This window comes from Oleomonas cavernae, assembly GCF_003590945.1.
GTDB classification, from domain to species: Bacteria; Pseudomonadota; Alphaproteobacteria; order Zavarziniales; family Zavarziniaceae; genus Zavarzinia; species Zavarzinia cavernae.
This window is the reverse complement of the sequence record NZ_QYUK01000011.1, coordinates 3,476,008-3,499,149: the sequence shown is the minus strand read 5'-3', so window position 1 is coordinate 3,499,149 and position 23,142 is coordinate 3,476,008. Positions and strand designations below refer to the sequence as shown.

Genomic DNA, 23,142 nt, shown 5'->3' with positions numbered 1-23,142 from the left:
ATCCACCGTCGGGCATACTGGAACGGACCCGACCTGTCACAGCCGTGGATCCCCGCCTTCGCGGGGATGACGGATCGATGTTTCAGCTTTTCGGAGAACCGATCTAGAAGACATCGCGGCCGAAAAGGCCCGTCAGCACGGTTTGCGCCATGATCTTGATGTCGAACCACAGCGACCAGTTCTCGATATAGAAGATGTCGAAGAGCACCGCCTTCTTGGCCTTCTCGATCGAATGCATGCCGCCGCGGGCGCCGTTGATCTGGGCCCAGCCGGTAATCCCGGGCTTCACCCGGCAGCGATAGGCGTATTGGCGCACGGCATCGAAATAGGCGTGATCGCCTACCAGCATGTTGGGCACGTGCGGGCGCGGCCCCACCACCGACATCTCGCCCTTGAACACGTTGAACAGTTGCGGCAGCTCGTCGATGCTGGAGCGGCGCAGGAATGCCCCGATCCTGGTGATGCGGGGGTTGTCCTTGGCCGTGCCGACCGTGCCGTCGTCGGTGGGATCGACGGTCATGGTGCGGAACTTGTAGACCTGGAAGGTCTGGTTGTTGAAGCCGACGCGGGTCTGGCGGAACAGGATCGGCCCCGGCGAGGTCAGGCGGATCGCGATCGCCGCGGCGACCAGGATGGGCGAGACCAGCAGCACCCCGATGCTGGCGACGAGGTAATCCTCGGCGGTCTTGAACAGGCCTTGCGTGCCTTTCAGGGGCCGGTGGGCCACCTGCAGGGCGGGCATGCCGCCGACCCGGATGACGTTGGAGAAGTTCAGCCGGAAATCCTCGTTCTCGAACGGGATCACCACGTCGGCCGAGAAGCCCTGCAATTTTTCCAGCATGGAGTGGATGCGCAACGCCGCCATCCAGGGCAGCGCGACCACGACCATGTCGATCTTGCCCTGGGCCGCGACCCGGCGCAGGTCGTCGACGGTGCCGGCAACGGCGATGTTGTTGACCGATTCCGGGCGGCGGTCGGGGCCGCGGTCGTCATAGATGCCGACCACTTCGAAGGCCATCTGGTGTTCGGCATGGCTCAGGTCGTCGATGATCTGGCCCGACCGGTCGGAGGCACCGATGATCGCCACGCGCCGCCGCAGCAGGCCGCGCCTGAACACCGCTGCGATGGCGAAGCGGGCGAAAATCCGCAGGCCCAGGAGCCCGGCCAGGCACAGCGCCGCCCTGAACAGCAGGGCGTCGGTCAGGGCCAGGACCGGCGGGACGAAGACCAGGAAGATGATCAGGACGGTGAGCGCGGCCAGCAGGAAGCCGGCGATCGGCTCGATGATCGAGCGCCGGATCGAGCGATAGTGCTCCACCCGATAGGCGTTCATGGCGCTCATGGCGCGCAGATAGATGCCCAGGCCCAGGGCCAGGGTGAACACGCCCTGGAGCACGGTCAGCGGCAGCGGCGCCGGCCAGGCGATCAGCGAGGCAAAGCCCGAGGCCAGCAAGAGCGCGGCCACATCACCAAGCCGGACCAGGCGATTGATCAGGCCGAAAGTCCACGTCACCATGATCGTCTGCCATCAACCTTGTAGAATTCGACGTACGAGCGGCTTGAGCCAGCGCCCGACCGGGTGGTCGCGCAGGCGCCGCGCCAGGGCCGATTGCCGGATCCGCAGCAGCAACCCCCTGGGTGTCCGGAACACGGCGAGTTCCCGGCCGAACATCAGGGTATTGTGAACCTTGAAACGATCGGCGACCAATGCGTTCAGGCGGTCGCGGTAGTGGGCCGCGACGGCGGGCCGGCACAGGAACAGCTTGTTGTCGCCGATGGCGAAGGCCGCGAGATGGCCGGGCCGCTCGAACATCACCTTGTTCAGGGCCACGGAGACGGCGGGGAATTCGACATTGAAGTAATCGTCTAGGATAACGACGCCGCGCTCGTGCAAGCCGTCGTCGGCGAGGCGCAGGTCGTTGGCGGCGACCTCCTCGGTATGGCCGCCGTCGACCGAGAACAGGCGGGCCCTGGCACCGACCTTGCCTTCGACCATGGGCCATTTCAGGTCCATCGAATTGCCGCGGAACGTGTCGACCCGCGCGGCATCGACCTGGAAACGTGCCATGTTGCGCGCAAAGGCGGCCTCGTCGCCTTCGCCCGAGCGGTCGATATTGGCGGCCTGTTCGGCGAACAGGTCGGCGGCGAAGGCGCGCTCGCCCGCTTTCGTGGCCAGGGCCAGGGCGATGAACAGGCGGCCGTGATGCACGCCGATCTCGCCGACCGAGCCGGCGACGCCCTCCTCCGCCTGGATCATGGCAATCAGCGCTGTGAGATGGGCATCGAGCGGTGACAGCCAGCCGTCGACCTTCTTGTGACCGCCCTCGATATAGCGGCCCAAGGCTGCCGTACCGTATTGCGCCGTCGAACTGCCCATCGTTGCTTTTCCGAATGCCGTTACTCGATCCGCCCCACCGGGCATCAGCATGGCGGCAACGGGATTCCAGTCAAGCCGCCATCGGCCGCGATCATGGAATCGAAAGGTTAACGTTTTGAGGCGCCGGAACGGAAGCGGCTATTTTCGGCACTCGAAGGGCGGCCAGCGGCGGTTGTCGTATTCCGGCTGGATTTCGAGGATTTCCGCAACCTGCCACAGGCGATGGTCGCGTTCGGGGCAGAAGCTCATGGCCTTGCCGGTCGGATTGCCGCGCCAGCCGTCGGGATAATGCACCACAACCCGGTAGCCATCGGGAATCCGCTCCGGGTCCTCGGCCCACCAGGTGGTGTTCAGGACCGCGCGGAAATGGCGGCGGATCTCGGACATCGGATCGACGATCGACTGGCGATCGTCCAGCGGGGCCTCGGTTTCCACCTGGGCCGATGCCGGCGGGGCGACGCCATGGAGCAGGGCGAGCGCGGCGGCCAGGGCCATGTGACATCCACGTTTCATCGCCTCGATCTGCCTGTGTTTCGGCCGGAAGGCCCCAGGATAGCCGACATTTCCGGCCGGCGGTTCATTTGGTTCGGCGCGCCGCCCGTCTTTGATTGAGCCGCCAACCCCTGGATGTTAAGAACGGAATGTTGGGTGTTGCGGCAGGTTTGGGGGTTTCATGCGCCATTTCTATCATTCGGCATCGGTCGTTGCCCTGTTCCTGGCGGCTACGGGCAGTGCCTGGGCCGGCGAAAGCTATGGCCCCTACCTCGGCGGCTACGGCGCCTTCGTCATGCCTGACTCGGTCGACGTCGACGGCGATGCCGACGGCGACGGCATCAAGGACTATGCCAAGGCCACGTTCGACAACGGCTTTGGCGTCGGCGCCATCGCCGGCTACGACTACGGCGCCATCAGGTTCGAGGCCGAGGTCGGCTACCGGATGTTCGACGGCGCGCGGATCGAAGACCTCGCCCTGGGCCTGCCGGCGGCGGCGCGGTCCCGGCCGGCGACTTCGACCTGAAATCGGAATTCGGCCTGCTCACGGTCATGGCCAACGTCCTCTACGAGTTCGAAAACGATTCCCGCTTCACCCCCTACCTCGGCGCCGGCCTGGGGGCCGGCTGGATGTTCGTCGACACCCCCAACACGATCTCCACCGGCATCGGCGTCGCCGACGGCAACGACGTCGGCTTTGCCTACCAGGGGATCGCCGGCGCCAAGGTGGATGTAACCGAGGCCTTGGCCGCCTTCGTCGACTACCGCTACCTGGGCACCTCCGACATTCAGGTGAACGAGTTCAAAACCTCGTACTCGACCCACAATGTCACCGCCGGCCTGATCTATGCCTTCAGCGCCTACGACCCGCCGCCGCCGCCGGTGCCGCAACCCGGCACGGCCGAGGTGGCGCCGGCGGCCAGCGCCCGTTCGTTCATGGTCTTCTTCGACTGGAATTCGGCGGCGATCACGCCCGAGGCGACCGCGATCATCCAGGACGCGGCACAGTCGTCGATGACCCTGGGAGTCAGCCGGATCGAACTGACCGGCCATGCCGACCGTTCCGGCGCGCCCGGCTACAACCAGGCCCTGTCGCTGCGCCGGGCCGAGGCGGTGAAGGCGCAACTGGTCTCGCTGGGCCTCAATGCGGCCGAAATCGTCACCGTGGGCAAGGGCGAGTCCGCCCCGCTGGTGCCCACCCCCGACGGTGTGCGCGAGCCGCAGAACCGCCGGGTGGAGATCGTGCTGCCCTGAGGGCAGCACGCGCGCCGGCCGGGGGAAGCATCCATTGCCGGGGCGCCTGAAGGGGATTGTCGAAGCCCGGTTTCCGCGCCTGTTCGGTGTCCTCGCCGATATCAGGGATCGGCGCGCCCTGATCGACGGCGAGCCCGAGATGCGCCTGCTGTCCAGCCTGGTCTCGGCCGGCGAGGTGGCGTGCGATATCGGCGCCAACCGCGGGATCTACACCTTCTGGCTGCTGCGTTACGGTGCCAGGGTCATCGCCTTCGAGCCCAATCCGCGCCTGGTCGAGGTCATGAGGCGGCGCTTCGCCGCGGCGATGGGCGACGGCCGCCTGCGGCTGGTCGGCTGCGCGCTGAGCGACGGCGAGGGCGACGCCGTGCTCCATGTGCCGGTCGGTTCGGCGGCGCTGGCGACCATCGAGGCGGCAGCGATCGGCCAGCTTCATACCGCCGTCGAGACGATCGACGTGCCGCGGCGGCGCCTTGACGATTGCGTCGCCGAGGACGTGGCCTTCATCAAGATCGACGTCGAGGGACACGAGGATGCCGTGCTGGGCGGCGGCATGGCGCTGGTCTCGCGCTGCAAGCCCAGCCTGCTGATCGAGGCCGAGGAACGCCATCGGCCGGGCGCCCTGGCGGCGCTGCGCCGGCGCCTCGAGCCGCTGGGCTATGCGGGGTTCTATCTCGATGGCGGCGTGCTGCGGCCCGTGGCGGCCTTCGACCCAAGCCGCGATCAGGACCCGGCTGCCCTGAACGAGGCTGGCACCCGCCGGCGCGAGGGCCGATCCTATATCAACAATTTCATCTTCGTGGCCCGCCCCGAGGTCCAAGCCCGCCTGACGGGGCAGCGGCGCGAAGCACCGGAATGATGGCAGTTCCGGCCGCGGGGTCTTGACGCCGCCGTGCAGGCCCTGTCGCATGGGCAAAAGCCTGCGGGGGAGATCATGGCGACTCGGGTACTGAAACCAACGGATGCGGCCTGGATCTTTATCGAGAAACGGGAAAAGCCGGTTCACGTGGCCTCGCTTGCCATCTTCTCGCTGCCCGAGGGGGCCTCGGCCACCTATCTCCAGGATCTGGTGAACGAATGGCGGGCACGGCCGCATTATGCGCCGCCGTTCAACCTGCGCCTGCGGCCGGGGGCGGTCGCCTCGCTGCTGCCGGCCTGGCAGGAACTGCCGCCCGAGGATATCGACCTCGACTATCACTTCCGCCATTCCGCCCTGCCCAAGCCGGGCGGCGAGCGTGAACTGGGCGTGCTGATCTCGCGCCTGCATTCCCACCCCATCGACCGGACGAGGCCACTGTGGGAATGCCATGTCATCGAGGGACTGGAGAACAACCGCTTCGCCCTCTACACCAAGGTCCATCATTCGCAGATCGACGGCATGGGCGGCATGCGCCTGCTCTCGCGCATCATGAGCCCGGACGCCGGCGCGCGCGACCTGCCGCCGCCCTGGGAGGTCGGCCTGTCGGGCGGCAAGAAGCCGGAAGACGGCGAGGCCGACCAGGGCTCGCTGATCGAACGGCTGGTGACCCTGGGGCGGGAGCAGTTCCGCTCGGGCGTCGCGGCGCTCAAGGCGATCGGCGCCATGGCGGGCGAGGCCCGCAAAAGCGGGCCCGACGGCCCGGCCTATCCCTACAGCGCGCCCGAAACCATCCTGAACGGCAAGATCCGCGGCAAGCGCCGCTTTGCCACCCAGCACTATGCGCTGGACCGCATCAAGCGCGTGGCCAAGGCGGCCGATGCCACGGTGAACGACATCTTCCTCGGGCTGTGCGCGGCTTCGGTCCGCCGCTATCTCAAGGAGCTGGGTGAGCTGCCGGACAAGCCGCTGACCGCCTCGGTGCCGGTGTCGGTCCGGCCGGCGGATGATGCGAGCGTGGGCAACGCCATCACCACCCTGTTCGCCAACCTGCACACCGACATCGCCGACCCGGTCGAGCGCATCAAGGCGATCAGCCGGACCACCGCCCCGGCCAAGGAAAAGCTCCAGGCCATGTCCAAGGGGGCGATCGAGAACTATACGCTGATGCTGATGACGCCCTACATGGTCCAGCTCATGCTGGGCCTGGGGACGGCGACGCGGCCCTTGAACAACCTTGTGATCTCCAACGTGCCAGGGCCGTCGCAGGTGCTCTATTTCAACGGTGCCCGGCTGGAGCAGATCTATCCCGTCTCGCTGCTGTTCGACGGCCAGGCCCTGAACATCACCGTGCTGTCCTATGCCGGGCAGTTCAACCTGGGCTTCACCGGCGACCGCGACAGCCTGCCCCACATGCAACGCATCGCCGTCTACACCGGCGAGGCCCTGGCCGAGCTGGAACAGGCGCTGAAACTGAAGTAGTTACGCGTCCCTCTCCGCCGCAGGCGGGGGAGAGGGAAGGGGCCCATTGCGCAAGCAATGGGAAGGGTGAGGTGGTGGGCCGGACCATGCCATCGACCCTCCTCACCCAACCCTCTCCTCCAAGGAGGAGAGGGCTTTGAGTTACTCCCCGATGGCGACGCCTTCGCGGCGGGGATCGGCGGCGCCCTGGAGGCCGCCGGGGGTGATCGCCAGGGCGGCCAGGCCGGAATTGAGGTCCTGTATCTGGACCTTGTAGCCGATCTCGGCCAGGCCCGGCCCGAACCGTTCGGCCGGGGTGCCGGCCTCGAGCTCGTAGGGGCCGAAGCGGTTCAGCATATGCGGCATCGAGACCGCCTGCTGGACGTCCAGGTCCCAGGCCAGGTGGGCGATCAGGCTCTGGGCGACGAAACCGATGATGCGGCTGCCGCCGGGGCTGCCCAGGGCCAGGATCGGCTGGTCGTTGCGCAGCACGATGGTCGGCGCCATGGACGAGCGCGGCCGCTTGCCGCCTTCCACCCGGTTGGCGACGGCGCGGCCCTGGTCATCGGTGGCGGTGAAGGAAAAATCGGTCAGCTCGTTGTTCAGCAGGAAGCCGCGAACCATCAGGCGCGCGCCGAAGGCATTCTCGATCGTGCCGGTGTAGGAGATGACATCGCCTTCGCGGTCGCGGATCACCACCTGGGTGGTCGAGGGCAGTTCGGGCGTGTGCCCGGCGCCGGGCGTGGGCACCAGCGCGCCGTTGTCGAAGGCCGGCGTGCCGGGTGTAACCTTGTCCAGCGCCTTGGGCCCGGACAGCAGCTTGGCGCGCAGGGCCAGGTAGCCGGGTGCCAGCAGGCCGCGCACCGGGATGTTGGCCTTGTCGGGGTCGCTGAGCCAACGCTCGCGGTCGGCGAAAGCCAGCCTGGAGGCGTCGCCGATCAGGCGCCAGGCCTCGATCGACTGCGGGCCCAGGCGGTCGAGACCATAGGGTTCGACCAGCGAGAGGATCTGCAACACGCCGATCCCGCCGGACGAGGGCGGCCCCATGCTGCAAACCTCGGCCCCGGCGAAGGGGCCGCACACGGGGGGCCGGGGCATCACGGCATAGTGCTCGAGGTCGCCCAGGTCGAGCAGGCCGGGGTTGGTCGGATCGTTACGCACCTTGGCGACGATGTCGGCGGCGATCTCGCCGCCATAGAAGGCATCGGCGCCTTCGGCCGCGATCCGCCGCAGCGTATCGGCATAGGCCTGGTTGCGCAGCAGGCTGCCGGCGGCCAGGGCCTTGCCGTCGGCATTGAAGAAATAGGCGGCGGTGACGGGATCGTGCTTCAGCCGTTCGCCCTCGCCGGCGATCAGCTCGGCGAGACGCTGCGAGACACGGAAGCCGCCCTCGGCCAGGCGGATCGCCGGCGCGAACAGGTCGGCCCAGGGCAGCCGGCCGTGGCGGCGATGGGCTTCCTCCAGCAGGCGCAGGGTGGCCGGTGTGCCCACGGAACGCCCCCGACCACCGCGGCGAAGAAGCCCAGCGGCTTGCCGTCCGGCCCCAGGAACAGCTCAGGCGTGGCCGCGGCCGGCGCGGTTTCGCGGCCGTCGAGGCTGGTAATCTCTTGTGTTGCAGCGTCCCAGTGCAGCAGGAAGCCGCCGCCGCCTAAGCCCGATGATTGCGGTTCGACCAGGCCGAGGACCAGTTGCACCGCGATCAGGGCGTCGGTGGCGCTGCCCCCGGCGCGCAGGATGTCGGCCCCGGCGTCGCTGGCCAGCGGGTGGGCGGCGATCACCATCCAGTCGCGGGCCTTGACGACCCCGGTACCCGCCGGCTCGAGACGGGTGGCCGCTTCGGGGGCCACGGCGTCGGTCGCCTGCTGTGCGCGGGCCTGCACCGAAACCATCAGGGCGAGGGTAAAGACGGCAATCGCCAGTCGCATCTCGCCTCCCGGGGCCGTGCTGAAAATCGAACAGGAAACTATATTGCCCCGAGACGGCGGCCGGGGAAACGGCAATGCCGAGGTGAACTGATGTCGCACCTTGCGGCGTATTGTTGGGGATACATAAGATGTTGAAAACACTGCTGTAATATTCGTGGCGAGGCCTTGGGAACGTTAGCTCCCCCGGGCGGTTATAATGCCCTGCGGCAGGGTGGGGTTGCCAAGCGGGTGTTTTTTCGGCAATGTTCGGCCGTGGCAACCCGCCCATGGGTCCCGCTTGGCGGGCAAAATGGGTGTCCCTAAAGACCGGTACGGTCGCCGCCGGCCCAGAAGGTTGAGGACTATTGAGTCCTGAAATTTATGTCGTGGCCTTGGCTGTTGCCATGTGTTTCGTCGGTCTCCGGTGGCGCCTGAAGGCGGTCACCCCACGTCGCCCGAATCGTTGAACGGGCGCCTTTCAGTCTAGAGTTGATGGTGTCGGAGAACCGACCTCATCCACTTGTGTTCGATGGCCTTGGATTTAGGGGTCTGTCCGGAACGCGAGCGGCACATCCTCCGTGTGCGCACGCCTAATCAAGGAGAGGAGGACGATGGCAGCGACTCGCTTGTTCGCGCTTGACTCAATCGCGGCAGTCGCCCTGGCGGCGGCTGTATCCCTGATGGTCCCCGCGACCACCTGGGCGAAAGACAATGCCGACGATCCCATCAGCGCGCGCGACGAAGCGCAAGCCGTTGTTCCCGCACCGCCTGTTCCCGTACCGTCCAACAAGCCGGTGCCGAGCCGGTCGATCACCACCAAGATCCTGGGCACCGCCGCCGACGCCGGCGCCGAGATCGCCATCGTCTCGCCCATTCCCGATCGCGAAAAGGCGCTCGGCGCCCAGCCCGAAATCGTGCTCAAGGAACTGACCGGCGTTGCCTCTTGGTACGGCCCGGGTTTCCATGGCCGGCGTACCGCCAACGGCGAACGCTTCGATCAGAACGACCTGACGGCGGCGCACAAGACGCTGCCGTTCAATACCCGGGTGCGTGTAACCTCCATCGCCACGGGAAAATCGGTAATCGTCAAGATCAACGATCGCGGGCCCTATATTCGCGGCCGCACCATCGACCTGTCGGCCGCCGCGGCCCGCACGATCGGCATGCAGGGGCGTGGCGTGGGCAAGGTGAAGCTCGAAATCCTCGATACCCCGCTCGAGATCGCGCATGAGGGCGGTTCGCGCGCCGCCGACACCCGCGAGGGTGCCGCCGCACCGCGCCGGGTGACCACGGTCATCGCGACGGAGTAACTCTCAACCAGCATTCCCCGGGGGCGTCGTCATCGTGGTTTCGCGTGCAATCGACGGCGTCGAACTCGACGTCGGCTTCGCCCGGTCGCAGTTTCCCCCGCTGGACAATGGGGTTGCCTTCCTCGAAAACGCCGGCGGCACCTATGTGCCGCGCCAGGTGATCGACCGCGTTACCCACTACATGACCGCGCTCCAGGTCCAGCCGGCCTGGGGCTTTGCCGCCTCGGCGCAGGCGGCGCGCCTGATCTGCGAGGGCCAGGCCCTGGCCGCCGCCTTCCTCAACGCCGATGCGGACGAGGTGCTGGTCGGCCCGTCGACCACGGTCAATGTCCTGGTCCTGGCCCAGGCGATGCGGCCGTTGCTGGCCCCGGGCGACGAGATCGTGGTGACCAACCAGGATCACGAGGCCAATTCGGGCGCCTGGCGGCGGCTGGCCGGCGAAGGTGTCGCGATCCGCGAATGGCCGCTCGACCCCGTCACGGCCGAGCTCGACCTTGCCGTGCTGCAAGAGCTGGTTGGCCCGCGCACGAAGCTGGTCGTGATGCCCCATTGCTCGAACGTGGTCGGCAGCTTCAATGATGTCGCGGGTGCGGCGCACATTGCCCGCGCGGCCGGCGCCCTGATTGCCGTCGACGGCGTCGCCTATACACCCCATCGGCTGCCCGATGTGAAGGCTTTGGGCGTCGATTTCTACTATTTCAGCCTCTACAAGACCTTCGGCCCCCATGTGGGAGCGGCCTATGCCCGGCGCGAGGTCGCCGCACGCCTGGGCCCGCAAAACCATTTCTTCGTGACCGAGGCACCCAAGACCCTGAACCCGGGCGGCCCCAGCCACGAGTTCACCGCGGCGCTGAACGGCATCGCCGACTATTTCATGGCCCTGGACGAGCACCACTTCGCCCTGCCGGCCAACGGCTTGCGCGCGCGGATGGAGCGGCTCTACGCCATGTTCGCGGCCCACGAGGACAGGCTGGGCCAGCGCCTGCTCGACGGCCTGAAGGCAATGCCTGGCATTACGGTCGTGGGGCGCCAGGCGATGGACGGGCACCGCGCGCCGACGGTGTCCTTTACCGTGGCAGGGCGCGATTCCGAAACCGTCGCCCAACGCCTGTGGGACCAGGGCATCGCGGTCGGCTGCGGCGATTTCTACGCCCGGCGCTGCGTCGAGGCCCTGGGCCTGCTGCCCCAGGGCGGCGTGGTGCGTGCCAGCCTCGCCCACTACAACGACGAAAGCGACGTCGACCGCTTCCTGGCGGCTCTGGCACGGGGCTAGTCCCACCCACCGCCGTCATCCCGGCGAAGGCCGGGATCCATTGGGACGTCGCGCGCTGCCCCAGAATGGATCCCGGCCTTCGCCGGGATGACGACTGGGGTTATGGCGTGCTACGCAATGCGTCCAGCACTTCCGCCGCGGCACGTTCGCCCGACTCCAGCGCGCCTTCGACATAGCCGGTGGCGTCGATCGCGGTTTCGGTGCCGGCGAAATGGACCAGGCCGGCGGGCTGGCGGATCACCGGGCCGAAGCCGGTCATGGTCGCCGGGGCCATCAGCCCGGCATAGCAGCCGCCCGACCATTCCTCGGCCAGCCAGTCGTTCTCGACATAGTCGATGGGCGATGCCGCCGGCGGCCCGAACAGGCGCACCAGCGTGTCGACTACGGCCTGGCGCCGTATCGCGGGCGGTGCCACCGTGAACCGGCGCGCCGCCTCGCCCTCGAGGAAGCCGCTCAGCACGCCGTGGCTTACGCCTTCCGGCGTGCCGTCGAAAATCGGCGAAAACGGCCCCCGGTCGGAGACCGCCTCGCCGGCCAGGCCGCGCGCGCGCCAGAACGGTGTCGCATAGGCGACGTGGCATTTGATGACGCTGCCCATGGCCATGCGCTGGTTGAGGCCGGCGCGCAGGGCGGGCCAGGCGGGCTGGCCGGCGAGGCGCCCCAGCAGCGCCGGCGGCAGGGCCAGCACCACCCGCCGCGCCCGCAGGCTATCGCCGCCCCCCAAGCGCAGGGTAACCCCGTCCATATCCTGCTCGACCGCCAGCAACGGCGTCGACAGGCGCAGGCGGCCGCGGCCGACCTCGTCGGCCAGCCGCTCCGACAATTGGTGCAGGCCGCCGCGGAAGCGATCCTGCTGGGCCCCGCCGCGGACCGACACCAGCGGTTCGAGCCCGCCCGAGGCGCGCAGATAGGCCAGGAAGAACAGCATCGAGATTTCCGCCGGCTCGGCGCTGAAGACCGCGCGCACCGCGACCGCCATCAGCATTCTGGCGCCCTTGGTGCGGACATGGGCATCGAGCCAGCCGGCGACGGTGACGGCATCCAGGGCGGCGGCATCGGGGGCGTTCCAGGGAGCACTGGCGGCCAGGGCCGCCGCCATGCGCTCGATCCGCTTCATCACCCGGTCGACCTCCAGCAGGGCCAGGACCGGCAGTGCCGGGATCAGCCCGGTATAGGGGCGGACCTGGCCCTGATAGTCGATCAGCTTGGCGCCGGCATCGAACTGCGGCTCGAGCGCCACCCGGTGGCGCGCGGCCAGGGCCAGCAGGCGGCGATGGTCAGGCCCCACCCATTGGCCGCCCAGGTCGACCACCGACCCGGCCAGGTGCCCCGGCTTGGTGCGTCCCCCCACCCGGTCGCGGGCCTCGATCACGGTGACACTGCGGCCCGCCCGGCTCACGGCCAGGGCGGTATTCAATCCCGCAAAACCGGCACCCGCCACGGCGACATCGACATCATAAGGCCGGCTCATCATTCCCCCTTGGATGGCCGCCCCATCATCACGCTGGTGCCTTGCGCCGCAAGCCGCATATTTTTCAATAAATGAGTGTGGAAAATTTCTATTCTCGTTTTCCGGTTGACCAATGCGGGTGGATCGTCGTTCACTCGCCGCCCGCTGCCCGTGGATCGGGTGGAAGCAAGGAAAAAGGGAAAGCCGGTCATGGTCACGATCGATCGTCGTAGAGTTCTGGAACTTGGCGCCGCCGCCGCGCTGGCGGTTGCCGGCGGTTCGCGCCGCGCGCTGGCGGCCGACCCGGTCGAGGTTCGCGTCGGCTTCATCCCGGTGACGGGCGCGGCGCAGTTGTTCGTGCTGGACGGCGAAGGCTGGGCCAAGGACGCGGGCCTCAACCTCAAGCTCACCCAGTTCGCCTCCGGCCCCAACCTGATCCAGGCCGTCGCCTCGGGCGGCATCGATGCCTATTTCGCCGGCGTCGGCCCGCTGATCGTCGCCCGGGGCAAGGGCATCGGCGTCAAGGTCGTGGCCGCCACCGCGGTCGAAGAAATCGCCGTCCTGGCCAACAAGGCGCTGTCGGAAGAGGCGGCCAAGGCCGGCTCAGTCGCCGAGGCCTTCGCGGCCCAGGCCAAGGCCCTGGGCCGGCCGGTGAAGGTCGCGACCCAGCCCAAGGGCTCGGTCCCGCAGACCGTGCTGCTCTATTGGGTGCGCAAGGTCGCCAAGATCGACGAGGCCCATATCGAAGTGGTGACCTTAGGGATCGAGGAAACCCAGCAGGCCTTGCTGGCCGGCGGCGTCGAGGCCGCGACCATCCGCGAACCGGCGATCACCGTCACCCAGCAAAAGAACCCCGACATCAAGATCCTGGCCGCCGGCGGCCAGATCCTGGCCAACCAGCCGGGCACCGTCTTCGGCCTGACCGAGGATTTCATCGCCAAGCAGCCGGCCGCGGTCCAGACCCTGGTGGACCTGACCCTGCGCGCCACCAAGCTGCTGAAGGCCGAGCCCAGGAAGGCCGCACCCCATGTCGCCGCCGCCATCGGCAAGGGCCTGATCAGCGTCGAGACCATCGAACAGGCGCTGGTCTCGCCCGGCTCCAAGTTCATCACCGATCCCGACAGCATCGTGGCGGCCACCGGCATCCTGCAGGATTTCCAGGTGGAAATCGGCGCCATCGACAAAGCCGGCGATCTCGGCCAATTGTTCGACTCGAGCTTCTACAAAAAGGCCCTCGCGTCGAATCAATGAGTGGCGAGCACCCCCGCAGCCGCGGGCGCACCGCGGTTGCGGGTGTGCCCGGCGGCTTTGCCGTGAATCCGACGCTGCTGGCGGTCATCGGCCTGTTGCTGTTTTTGGGCTTCTGGGAAGGCGTGTCGCGCCTGGGCTGGATGTCGCCCATCTTCCTGCCGCCGCCCTCCAGCATCCCCGAGGCCTTCTGGCGCGAAGTGACCTCAGGGATCTGGCTCGACCGCATCCTGAAAAGCCTGGATCACTATCTCAAGGGCCTGGTCCTGGGCTCCGCCCTGGGGGTGCTGCTGGGGATTGCCACGGGCATGTCGCGCCTGCTGGAAGGCCTCACGGCCTGGATCATCCGGGTGCTGCGGCCGATTCCGGGCCTCGCCTGGGTGCCGTTCGCCATCCTGTGGTTCCAGATCAGCCCGGCCGCCGCCACCTTCATCGTCGGCGTCGGCGTGTTCTGGATCAACTACTACAGCACCCTGGCGGCGGTGCAGGGCGTCGACAGCGACCTGATCGAACTGGCCGATTCCTTCGGCCACCGTTCGCGCCTGGTGAAACTGGTGAAGGTGGTGCTGCCGGCCTCCACCCCCGGCATCCTGGCCGGGGTGCGCACCGGCCTGGGCCAGGCCTGGATGTCGGTGGTCGCGGCCGAATTGTTCGGTGTTGCGGGCCTGGGCCAGCGCATGAACGAGGCAGCGACTCTGCTCGCCTCCGACATCGTTGTCGTCTACATGCTGACCATGGCCCTGCTCTACGGCATGGTCGATGCCCTGTTCGTGCTGGTACGGAGTCGGTTGCTCAAATGGCGCCCGTGATCGAGATCGCAGACCTGTCGATCGTCCTGGGCGGCAACACCATCCTAGAAGGCTTCGACCTGGTGGTGGAACAGGGGGAGTTCGTCGCCGTGGTCGGCGCCAGCGGCGTCGGCAAGTCGACCCTGCTGCGCATCATCGCCGACCTCATCCCGGCCGCCAAAGGCAGCGTGCGGGTGACCGCGACCGACGATCCCCGGCGCCGGCCCTATGCCATGGTGTTCCAGGATGCCCGCCTGCTGCCCTGGCGGCGGGTCCAGCGCAATGCCGAATTCGGCACCGAGGGGCTGGGCCTGGCCCATGCCGCGCGCCGGGCCCGGGCCCTGGCCGCGCTGCAACTGGTCGGCCTGGGCGACCACGGCGCCCGTTATCCCCATCAATTGTCCGGCGGCCAGCGCCAGCGCGTGGCGATCGCCCGGGCGCTCGCGGTGGAGCCGGACATCCTGCTGATGGACGAGCCCTTCGGCGCGCTCGATGCGATCACCCGCGCCGGCCTGCAGGACGAGTTGGTCCGCCTGTGGCAGGAGACGCGCAAGACCGTGATCTTCGTCACCCACGACATCGACGAGGCGGTCTATCTCGCCGACCGGGTGATCCTGCTGGGCGGCAAGCCCGGCCGCATCCAGTCGCAGCACCAGGTGGCGACGCCACGGCCCCGCCACCGCGACCATGTCGAGGCCCAGCACCTGGCAGCCGAGATCCGCGACAACCTCCAGAACGCGGTCTACGACGGCGCGGGGATCTGATCGCCGGAATGACGATGGTGACGGGCCGCCGTTACACCGTCTCGGCGAAGTGGCAGGCCACCATACTCCCCCGACATCGCGCAGTTCCGGCCGTTCCGCCGCGCAGCGCGCCTGTGCGTAGGGGCAGCGGGTGCGGAAGACGCAGCCCGACGGCGGGTTGAGCGGCGAGGGCAATTCGCCCGTCAGCGGCGGCGTGCGGGCAGCCCGCTCGTCGGCATCGATCTTGGGCCGGGCCGCCAGCAGCGCCCTCGTATAGGGATGGCGCGGGGTCTCGAACAGGGCGGCGGCCGGGGCATGCTCGACCGGCAGGCCCAGGTACATCACCAGCACCTCGTCGGCGACGAACCGCACGACGCCCAGGTCATGGCTGATGAAGACCATGGCCAGGCCCATCTCGTCCTGCAGGTCCATCAGCAGGTTCAGGACCTGGGCCTGAACCGAGACGTCGAGGGCCGAGACCGGCTCGTCCGCCACCAGGATGCGCGGGCGCAGCATCAAGGCCCTGGCGATGGCGATGCGCTGGCGCTGCCCGCCTGAGAACATGTGCGGGTAGCGGTCGGCATGTTCCGGCCGCAGGCCGACCTTGGTCAGCATGGCGATCACGGCCACCTGCCGCTCGGCCCGGGTCATCTCCGTGTTGACGATCAGCGGTTCGGCCAGCGCGGCACCGATGGTGCGCCTGGGGTTCAAGGAACCGTAGGGGTTCTGGAACACCATCTGTACCGTGCGGCGCAGGGCCTTGCGCGCCGCCGGGGTGGGATCGGTCGCGTCGATGCCGTCGACCAGCAACTGCCCGCTGGTCGGGTGTTCGATCAGCGTGATCTGGCGCGCCAGGGTGGACTTGCCGCAGCCCGACTCGCCGACGATCGCCAGGGTGCGGCCGGCCTGGAGCTGGAACGAGACGCCGTTGACGGCGCGCAGGTCCCGGGCCTTCTGGAACAGGCCGCGCGAGACCGAATAGGTCTTCTTCAGGTCGATGGCTTCAAGCACGGTGGCACGCGCGCTCATGCAGCACCTTCGAGTTCGAACGCCGGCAGCCCGTCGGGGCCCAGCGGGCGGTGGCAGCGGGCCGCGCCGACCGCCAGCCGGTGCAGGGGCGGGTGTTCGACCACGCAGCGCTGGTCGGCGAAGCGGCAGCGGGGTTGCAGCAGGCAGCCCTTGGGCCGGTCGAACGGGCCCGGCACGACACCGGGGATGGCGGGCAGGCGGCCGCGCGGCGCCCCCACATCGATCTGCGTGCCCGCGGTGACCGCCCGCTCGGGCAGGGCATTCAGCAGGGCGGCGGTATAGGGATGCTGGGGGGCCCTGAACAGGTCGGCGGTGCGCGCGGTCTCGACCACTTCGCCGGCATACATGACCACGACCCGGTCGGCGATTTCGGCCAGCACGCCCAGGTCATGGGTGATGAAGACTAGGCCCATGCCTTGCTTGCGCTGCAATTCGACCAGCAGGCGCAGGATCTGTGCCTGGATGGTCACGTCCAGCGCCGTGGTCGGTTCGTCGGCGATCAGCAGGCGCGGGTCCAGCGCCACGCTCATGGCGATCATCACCCGCTGGTTCATGCCGCCCGAGAGCTGGTGGGGATAGGAATCGAGCCGGCGGGCGGCATCGGGAATGCCCACCAGGTCGAGCAGTTCGACGGCCCGGGTGCGGCGCTTGCGCCGGTCTTTCAGGCCATGGACGGCCAGCACTTCCTCGATCTGGAAACCGACCGTGTAGGACGGGTTGAGGCTGGTCATCGGCTCCTGGAAGATCATGGCGATGTCGCGGCCCAGCAGCCGGCGCCGGGCCCTGGGCGACATCGCCAGCAGGTCCTGCCCGTCGAACGACATGGTCGAGGCCTCGACCTTGCCGGGCTGGGCGATCAGGCCCATCAGGGCCAGCGAGGTGACCGACTTGCCGGATCCGGACTCGCCCACCACGCCGACGATCTCGCCCGCTTCCACCGTCATGTCGACATTGGAGACCGCCTGGAACCGGCCGAAGCGGACGTTGAGATTGCTGACCTCGAGCAGGGCCATCTCAGCGCTCCTTCAGCTTGGGGTCGAGGGCATCGCGCAAGCCGTCGCCCAGCAGGTTGAAGGCCAGCACGGTCAGCAGGATGGCGAGGCCCGGGAAGGTCACCACCCACCATTGGCCCGACTGGATGAATTTCTTGGCGTCCGCCAGCATGGTGCCCCATTCGGGCGTCGGCGGCTGCGCGCCCAGTCCCAGGAAGCCCAGCGCCGCCGCGTCGAGAATGGCGGAGGAGAAGCCGAGCGTTGCCTGCACGATCAGGGGCGCCAGGCAGTTGGGCAGGACCACGATGATCATCAGGCGCCAGATGCCGGCGCCGGCGATGCGGCTGGCGGTGACATAGTCCTTGGCCAGTTCGGTGATCACCGTCGCCCGGGTCAGGCGCACATAGTGGGGCAGGATGACGATGGCGATGGCGATCATCGAATTGGCCAGGGACGGCCCCAGCACGGCGACGATGGCGACCGCCAGCAGCAGGCTGGGCAGGGCCATCAGGATGTCCATCAGGCGCATGATGACCTGGTCGACGATGCCGCGGGCAAAGCCGGCGATCAGGCCCAGCAGCACGCCGGCGCCCAGCGAGATGGTGACCACGATGACGCCGATCAGCAGGGAAAGCTGCGAGCCCCAGATGATGCGTGAGAGCAGGTCGCGGCCGACGTCGTCGGTGCCTAGGATGAACTGCCAGGAGCCGCCGTCGACCCAGACCGGCGGGTTGAGGAAGTTCTCGCGGTACTGCACATCCGGTGCGTGCGGCGCGACCCACGGCGCAAAGACCGCGCCGATCACCACGATCGTGATGAAGATCAGGCCGGCCAGGGCGCCTTTGTTACGCCGGAAGTCACGCCAGAACGCGGCCAGGGGGCTGGGCGGGGCGGCCATCGCCGGGGCGGCGGTTTGTGTCGTGCTCATCGCTGGTGCCGGATACGCGGGTTGATCAGGCCATAGAGCAGGTCCACGGCCAGGTTGACGCCGATGATGGTGATCGCGATCAGCAGGATGCCCCCCTGCACGGCCGGGAAATCGCGCCGGCCGATGGCGTCGATCAGCCATTTGCCGATGCCCGGCCACGAGAAGATGGTTTCGGTCAGCACCGCGCCGGCCAGCAGGGTGCCGACCTGCAGGCCGATCACCGTGACCACGGGAATGAGGGCGTTACGCAGGGCATGGACCCAGATCACCCGGTAGGGCGACAGGCCCTTGGCCCGCGCCGTGCGGATATAGTCCTCGCCCAGCACCTCCAGCATGGCCGAGCGGGTCATGCGGGCGATCACGGCGAGCGGAATCGTGCCCAGCACGATCGACGGCAGGATCAGGTGATGCAGCGCCGACCAGAAGGCTTCCGGCTCGTCCGACAGCAGCGTGTCGACCAGCATGAAGCCGGTCACCGGCTCGATATAGAACAGCACGTCGAGGCGGCCCGAGACCGGAGTCAGGCCCAGGATGTTCGAGAACAGCACGATGAGCAGGATGGCCCACCAGAAGATCGGCATGGAATAGCCGGTCAGGGCCGCCCCCATCACGCCGTGATCGAGCACGCTGCCGCGTGTCAGGGCCGCCAGTATCCCGGCCGGCAGGCCCAGGATCACGGCGAACAGCATGGCGACGATGGAAAGCTCGATGGTGGCGGGGAACAGTTCGAAGAATTCGGTCGTCACCGGGCGCTGGGTGACGAAGGATTTGCCCAGGTCGCCCTGCACCACCTGGCCCAGGTAATCGACGAACTGCTCGACGATCGGCTTGTCCAGGCCCAGGGCGTGCCGGCGCTGGGCCAGTTGCTCGGCCGTGATGCCGCGTTCGCCGCCGCGCGCCTCGACGGCATCGCCGTGCAACTGACGGACCAGGAAGAAGGCAAGGAGGATGACCCCGAACAGGGTCGGGACGAGGACGATCAGGCGGGAGGAAAGAAATCTCAGCATGCATGAGCCTTGAGGGAGGTAACTCTTGAAGCCCCTCCGCCCCTTGGGGGGAGGGGGTTGGGGGAGGTGGGCTTGCGCACAACGGTGGCGCTTCCCGCCTCACCCAACCCTCTCCTCTCAGGGGAGAGGGCTCAGGGCCCCGGCTGAACCAGCCAGGGCCCTGAGCGGGCGCCTTACTTCAGGTCGACTTCCTTGAACTCGTGGCTGCCCAGCGGGCTCAGCTTGTAGTTCACGACCTTGTCGCTGATCGGCTCGTTGACCAGCGAGTGGGCGATGATGAACCAGGGGGCTTCCTCGTGGAAGATCACCTGGGCCTGCTCGTAGAGCTTGGTGCGCTCGGCTTGGTCGGGCACTTCCTGGGCCTTGCGGACGAGGTCGTCGAACTCCTTGTTGCACCACTTGGCGAGGTTGCCGCCGCCGGGACGGGCCGCGTCGCACGAGGCCAGGGTGTAGAGGAAGTTGTCGGGATCGCCGTTGTCGCCGGTCCAGCCCAACTGGCACATCTGGTGTTCGCCGGCCTGGCAACGCTTGCGATACTCGCCCCATTCATAGGAGACGATCTTGGCGTTGAAGCCGACCTTGGCCAGGTCGGCCTGGATCAGTTCGGCGATCTTCTTGGCATCCGGGTTGTAGGGACGCTGCACCGGCATGGCCCAGACATCGGTTTCGAACGGCAGGGTCACGCCGGCCTGGGCCAGCAGCGCCTTGGCCTTTTCCGGGTCGTAGGGATAGTCGGTGATGTCCTTGTTGTAGGACCAGATGGTCGGCGGGATCGGGTTCACCGCGGGCTGGCCCGAGGGGCCGTAGACCGCCTTGATGATCGCCGCCTTGTCGATGGCCATGTTCAGGGCCTGGCGCACCAGCTTGTTGTCGAACGGCGGCTTCTGGGTGTTATAGGCCATGTAACCGACGTTGAGGCCCGGCTGCGACATCAAGACGACGCCCGGCGTCTTCTTCATGGTCTCGAGGTCTTGCGGGTTGGGATACGGCGCGATCTGGCATTCGCCGGCCTTCAGCTTGGCCCAGCGGGTGGCCGCGTCCGGGGTGATCGAGAACACCAGCGCGTCCAGCTTCACCTTGCCCGCCCAATAGCCGTCGAAGGCCTTGTAACGGATCAGGGCATCCTTCTGGTACTGCACGAAAGTGAAGGCGCCGGTGCCGATCGGCTCCTGGTCCAGCTTCTCGGGCGTGCCGGCCTTCAGCAGGACGTCACCGTATTCGGCCGACAGGATGGTGGCGAAGTCCATCGCCAGGTTGGCGATGAAGGGCGCGTTGGGCTTCTGCAGGGTGAAGCGGACGGTGTAGTCGTCCACCTTGTCGATCGCCTTCAGGATGTCCGGCATGGACATGTCGCCGAAGTAATCATAGGCGCCGCCCGAGACGCCGTGATACGGGTGGTCGGCCTTCCACATGCGGTTGAACGAGAACAGCACGTCGTCGGCGTTGAAGTCGCGCGTCGGCGTGAAGGTCTTGCTGGTGTGCCACTTCACGCCCTTGCGCAGCTTGAACTCATAGACCGTGCCGTCGGCCGAAACGGTCCAGGATTCAGCCAGCCCGGGCCGGGTTTCGGTCGTGCCGGGGACGAAATCCACCAGGCGGTCATAGACCGGCCGGGCGGCGTCGAACGACGTGCCGGTGGTGTTGAGCTGCGGGTTGAAGTTTTCGGGACTGCCCTCGGAGCAGTAGACCAGCGTCTTGGCGGCAAATGCCTGCCCGCTCGCGCCGATCGTCAGCGCCGCCGCGGCGGCGGTAGCAACGAGCAGACCGCGCATCCTCGATCGCAATGCCATGAGTAAAGCCTCCATTTTGTTGCAGAGCGGTCCTCGGACTCCCCCGTAGCCGCGCTGGCACACCAGACTAGCCCTACATTTGCCTCGATTTCGAGGGGCTTTCGCAACTTAGGCTTTGGTCGAGTGCCCCTCTGGTCAAGCGCGGGCGCAGTCGGCATGATGGCAGCCGTTTCATTTCCGGACCTGCGGGTGCCGCATCGTCATGTATCGTCTGTTACTCTCCTCGGGCCGCGCAGGTCTGGCGGCCCTCGGCCTGGTTGTTGCCGCCTCGGTGTCGTTTGGCCCCAACGCGCCGGCCGCGGCCGCCGTCACCGCCACCAACATGGTCGAAGCGGCCCTGGTCAGCGCCAGCCAGATCGCCGATGTCAACGAGCGCGGGCTGGTCATCTCGACCATTGCCGAGGAGCGTGCCAAGGCCGGCGACTGGGCCATGGTCGACCGAATCGTCGCCGGCATCGACGACGTGGCGGTGCGCGACGATGCCCTGACCCAGGTGGCCTTGATCGCCGCAGGCAAGGGCGAGGCCGAACGGGCGCTGGGCCTGGCCGCGCGCGTCACCGACATGGACGGCCGCGGCGATGCCACCGCGGCGATTGCCGCCGCCCTGGTGCGCCAGGGTTCGGTCTCGGCCGGCCAGGCCCTGGCCCGCGCGGTCGAGGATCCCGAGCAGCGCTTCCGGGCGCTGGTCGACGTCGCCCGTGCCATGGCGACCCGGCGCGATCCCGCTGCCGGGCGGGCGCTGGACGATGCCCTGACCTCGCTCAACCTGATCGTCGATGCCGGCCTGTCGGCCCGGATGCGCCAGACCGCCGCCCAGGCCGCGGTCATGATGGGCGACGTGCCGCGCGCGCTGGCCATCACCGACGGGCTCGACGATGCCGCGCGCCGGCTGCAGGTGTTGCGCAACGCCGCCCTGGGCTTTGCCCGGGTCGGCGAGAAGGCCGGTGCCGTGGCGGCGGCCGACCAGGCGCTCGAACATCTCGCCGATGCGCCCGACGCCCGCGAACAGGCCTTCATCCTGCTCGACCTGGGTACCGCGCTGGGGCTGGCCGGCGACCAGGACCGGGCCCGCCAGGCCTTCGCCGGCGCAGTCGAGGCGGTCCGGGGCCTGACGCCCGAGACGGCGGGCGAGATCGAGGGCTTCGTTGCCGGTGCCGCCATCGACGGCGGCCTGACCGGCTTCGGGATCGAGGCGGCCCGCGGCCTGACCGAGCCGGTGGTGCGCGATATCGCCCTGCGCGGGGCCGTGGCGGCGCTGGTCGCTGCCGGCCGCCTGACCGAGGCACGGGCCATCGCCGACGAAATCAAGGATGGCCAGGTGCGCGACGCGGCCCTCCAGGCGCTGGTCAACGGCGCGGCCGAGGCGGGAGACACGACCTTGGCCGCCCAGGCCGCCGCCGCCATTGCCGGGCAGCAGGCACGCCAGTCGGCCACCGGCACCATCGCCGAGCGTCAGGCGCGCGCCGGCGACGTCGCCGGTGCCTTCGAGGCCCTGGCCCGCATGGCCGAATCGCCCGAGCGCGAGGATGTCGCCCTGGAACTGGCCAGTGTCTTTGCCGACAGCGGCGACGTTGCCGCGGTGACCCGGGCGGTTGCCGATGTCCAAAGCACCGAGAATCGCGAGATCGGTGCCGCCAACCTGGCCCTGGCGCAATTGTCGGCCGGCAATGTCGGGGCGGCGTTGGAAGCGGCGCGCGGCTTGGCCGAACCGACCCTGCGCGCGCTCGTGCTGGCGCGCATCGCGACCCGGCTGGGCGACGGCACGCTGCCGGACGCGGTCCCCCTGGCCCCGCCGCAGGCGGAATGACCAGGCCCTATTGGCCGATGACGGGCGGTAGCGGCGGCAGCGCCGCGGCCGGCCGCAGGGCCTGGGGCAGGGGCACGAAGCTCTTGCTGCAGTAGAGGATATTGCCGCCGCCGAAGATGCCCGAGACCAGCCCTTTGGTATCGACGAAGGCGGTGACGGTGCAATCCTGCGGGATCACCCTGCCGTCGACGGTGGTCTCGCCCTTGCGCGCCCAGGCCACCACCTCGCCGCCCTCCTGGGCCGGCCGCCGGCTGCTGGGGGGGCCGAATACCGCCAGCATTTCATCCAGCGGCTGGCCCTGGAAGGGTTCCATATGGTCGCCAAAGGCGGCGCGGGCCGGTGCGGTCGGGTCCGGCGCCGGCGCCGCTTCGCGCCGCTGGGCGCAAGCGGCAAGGGCAAGCCCGGTAATGGCGATGGCGACGAAGGCAGGGTGCAA

22 protein-coding genes and 1 pseudogene are annotated in these 23,142 nt (G+C 68.2%); 10 read left to right on the top strand and 13 right to left on the bottom strand.

Going from position 1 to position 23,142, the window contains the following annotated elements; all coding sequences use genetic code 11:
• Nucleotides 1-103: 103 nt before the first annotated feature.
• From D3874_RS20815 to D3874_RS20805, 3 genes are all read right to left on the bottom strand, one after another.
• Nucleotides 104-1,516, bottom strand: coding sequence for an undecaprenyl-phosphate glucose phosphotransferase (locus D3874_RS20815; RefSeq protein ID WP_119780359.1), 1,413 nt, complete (start codon nt 1,514-1,516; stop codon nt 104-106).
• A gap of 12 nt (nt 1,517-1,528) precedes the next feature.
• Nucleotides 1,529-2,377 carry a class I SAM-dependent methyltransferase gene (locus D3874_RS20810; protein ID WP_119780357.1) on the bottom strand — a complete coding sequence of 283 codons (849 nt, stop codon included), beginning with the start codon at nt 2,375-2,377 and terminating at the stop codon, nt 1,529-1,531.
• 138 nt (nt 2,378-2,515) lie between these two features.
• Nucleotides 2,516-2,872 (bottom strand): hypothetical protein, encoded by a 357-nt coding sequence (locus D3874_RS20805; protein WP_119780355.1) that lies wholly within the window; start codon nt 2,870-2,872, stop codon nt 2,516-2,518.
• A 178-nt stretch (nt 2,873-3,050) separates the two neighbouring features.
• Here D3874_RS20805 and D3874_RS20800 point away from each other — a divergent pair, with 178 nt between their 5' ends.
• The 4 genes from D3874_RS20800 (at nt 3,051) to D3874_RS20785 (ending at nt 6,458) form a co-directional block, all read left to right on the top strand.
• Nucleotides 3,051-3,395, top strand: coding sequence for a hypothetical protein (locus D3874_RS20800; protein WP_119780353.1), 345 nt, complete (start codon nt 3,051-3,053; stop codon nt 3,393-3,395).
• A gap of 26 nt (nt 3,396-3,421) precedes the next feature.
• Complete coding sequence (locus D3874_RS20795) at nt 3,422-4,123, top strand: OmpA family protein (RefSeq protein ID WP_119780351.1); 702 nt, start codon at nt 3,422-3,424, stop codon at nt 4,121-4,123.
• A gap of 34 nt (nt 4,124-4,157) precedes the next feature.
• Nucleotides 4,158-4,979 carry an FkbM family methyltransferase gene (locus D3874_RS20790; protein WP_233560075.1) on the top strand — a complete coding sequence of 274 codons (822 nt, stop codon included), beginning with the start codon at nt 4,158-4,160 and terminating at the stop codon, nt 4,977-4,979.
• A 75-nt stretch (nt 4,980-5,054) separates the two neighbouring features.
• Entirely contained in the window at nt 5,055-6,458 is a 1,404-nt protein-coding gene (locus D3874_RS20785) for a WS/DGAT/MGAT family O-acyltransferase (RefSeq protein WP_119782414.1), read from the top strand.
• A 141-nt stretch (nt 6,459-6,599) separates the two neighbouring features.
• On the opposite strand, the gene D3874_RS20780 is transcribed toward D3874_RS20785, so the two are convergent.
• Nucleotides 6,600-7,901: a gamma-glutamyltransferase family protein gene (locus D3874_RS20780; protein WP_274380636.1), complete on the bottom strand. Its 1,302-nt coding sequence runs from the start codon at nt 7,899-7,901 to the stop codon at nt 6,600-6,602.
• The gene (locus D3874_RS31320) at nt 7,790-8,362 is read right to left on the bottom strand and encodes a gamma-glutamyltransferase (protein WP_274380606.1); all 573 of its coding nucleotides are present in this window, start codon (nt 8,360-8,362) and stop codon (nt 7,790-7,792) included. Before D3874_RS31320 ends, D3874_RS20780 begins: the two co-directional genes overlap by 112 nt.
• A 590-nt stretch (nt 8,363-8,952) precedes the next feature.
• Between D3874_RS31320 and D3874_RS20775 the strand changes: the two genes are divergently transcribed.
• Together D3874_RS20775 and D3874_RS20770 are read left to right on the top strand one after the other, a co-directional pair.
• A complete protein-coding gene (locus D3874_RS20775) occupies nt 8,953-9,651 on the top strand; it encodes a septal ring lytic transglycosylase RlpA family protein (protein ID WP_119780346.1) in 699 nt (232 codons plus the stop codon).
• A 34-nt stretch (nt 9,652-9,685) separates the two neighbouring features.
• Nucleotides 9,686-10,924 (top strand): aminotransferase class V-fold PLP-dependent enzyme, encoded by a 1,239-nt coding sequence (locus tag D3874_RS20770; RefSeq protein ID WP_158596130.1) that lies wholly within the window; start codon nt 9,686-9,688, stop codon nt 10,922-10,924.
• A 100-nt stretch (nt 10,925-11,024) separates the two neighbouring features.
• Here the strand turns inward: D3874_RS20770 and D3874_RS20765 are convergent, their stop codons facing one another.
• Together D3874_RS20765 and D3874_RS28120 are read right to left on the bottom strand one after the other, a co-directional pair.
• Entirely contained in the window at nt 11,025-12,395 is a 1,371-nt protein-coding gene (locus D3874_RS20765) for a flavin monoamine oxidase family protein (protein WP_199699178.1), read from the bottom strand.
• Nucleotides 12,395-12,586, bottom strand: coding sequence for a hypothetical protein (locus D3874_RS28120; protein WP_147385757.1), 192 nt, complete (start codon nt 12,584-12,586; stop codon nt 12,395-12,397). Before D3874_RS28120 ends, D3874_RS20765 begins: the two co-directional genes overlap by 1 nt.
• Between D3874_RS28120 and D3874_RS20760 the strand changes: the two genes are divergently transcribed.
• Genes D3874_RS20760 through D3874_RS20750 form a run of 3 tightly spaced genes read left to right on the top strand, consistent with a single transcriptional unit; the run spans nt 12,585 to nt 15,174 of the window.
• Nucleotides 12,585-13,625 carry an ABC transporter substrate-binding protein gene (locus tag D3874_RS20760; protein ID WP_119780340.1) on the top strand — a complete coding sequence of 347 codons (1,041 nt, stop codon included), beginning with the start codon at nt 12,585-12,587 and terminating at the stop codon, nt 13,623-13,625. The genes D3874_RS28120 and D3874_RS20760 overlap by 2 nt on opposite strands.
• Nucleotides 13,622-14,431, top strand: a complete 810-nt coding sequence (locus D3874_RS20755; protein ID WP_119780338.1) for an ABC transporter permease — start codon at nt 13,622-13,624, stop codon at nt 14,429-14,431. Before D3874_RS20760 ends, D3874_RS20755 begins: the two co-directional genes overlap by 4 nt.
• Complete coding sequence (locus D3874_RS20750) at nt 14,419-15,174, top strand: ABC transporter ATP-binding protein (protein ID WP_119780335.1); 756 nt, start codon at nt 14,419-14,421, stop codon at nt 15,172-15,174. Before D3874_RS20755 ends, D3874_RS20750 begins: the two co-directional genes overlap by 13 nt.
• A 126-nt stretch (nt 15,175-15,300) precedes the next feature.
• Here the strand turns inward: D3874_RS20750 and D3874_RS20745 are convergent.
• The 5 genes and pseudogenes from D3874_RS20745 to D3874_RS20725 form a co-directional block, all read right to left on the bottom strand.
• Nucleotides 15,301-16,182: pseudogene (locus D3874_RS20745) on the bottom strand (dipeptide ABC transporter ATP-binding protein); the annotation flags it as partial.
• Nucleotides 16,179-17,195 carry an ABC transporter ATP-binding protein gene (locus D3874_RS20740; RefSeq protein ID WP_119780333.1) on the bottom strand — a complete coding sequence of 339 codons (1,017 nt, stop codon included), beginning with the start codon at nt 17,193-17,195 and terminating at the stop codon, nt 16,179-16,181. The gene D3874_RS20740 and the pseudogene D3874_RS20745, both read right to left, overlap by 4 nt.
• A gap of 1 nt (nt 17,196) precedes the next feature.
• Nucleotides 17,197-18,102: an ABC transporter permease subunit gene (locus tag D3874_RS20735; protein ID WP_119780331.1), complete on the bottom strand. Its 906-nt coding sequence runs from the start codon at nt 18,100-18,102 to the stop codon at nt 17,197-17,199.
• Nucleotides 18,099-19,109 carry an ABC transporter permease subunit gene (locus D3874_RS20730; RefSeq protein WP_119780328.1) on the bottom strand — a complete coding sequence of 337 codons (1,011 nt, stop codon included), beginning with the start codon at nt 19,107-19,109 and terminating at the stop codon, nt 18,099-18,101. Before D3874_RS20730 ends, D3874_RS20735 begins: the two co-directional genes overlap by 4 nt.
• Before the next feature lie 173 nt (nt 19,110-19,282).
• Nucleotides 19,283-20,899 (bottom strand): ABC transporter substrate-binding protein, encoded by a 1,617-nt coding sequence (locus D3874_RS20725; RefSeq protein ID WP_233560074.1) that lies wholly within the window; start codon nt 20,897-20,899, stop codon nt 19,283-19,285.
• Between the two features lie 202 nt (nt 20,900-21,101).
• Here D3874_RS20725 and D3874_RS20720 point away from each other — a divergent pair, with 202 nt between their 5' ends.
• Entirely contained in the window at nt 21,102-22,706 is a 1,605-nt protein-coding gene (locus D3874_RS20720; protein WP_119780322.1) for a hypothetical protein, read from the top strand.
• Nucleotides 22,707-22,713: 7 nt separating this feature from the next.
• On the opposite strand, the gene D3874_RS20715 is transcribed toward D3874_RS20720, so the two are convergent.
• On the bottom strand, nt 22,714-23,142 hold the full coding sequence (locus D3874_RS20715; protein ID WP_119780319.1) for a hypothetical protein: 429 nt from the start codon (nt 23,140-23,142) through the stop codon (nt 22,714-22,716).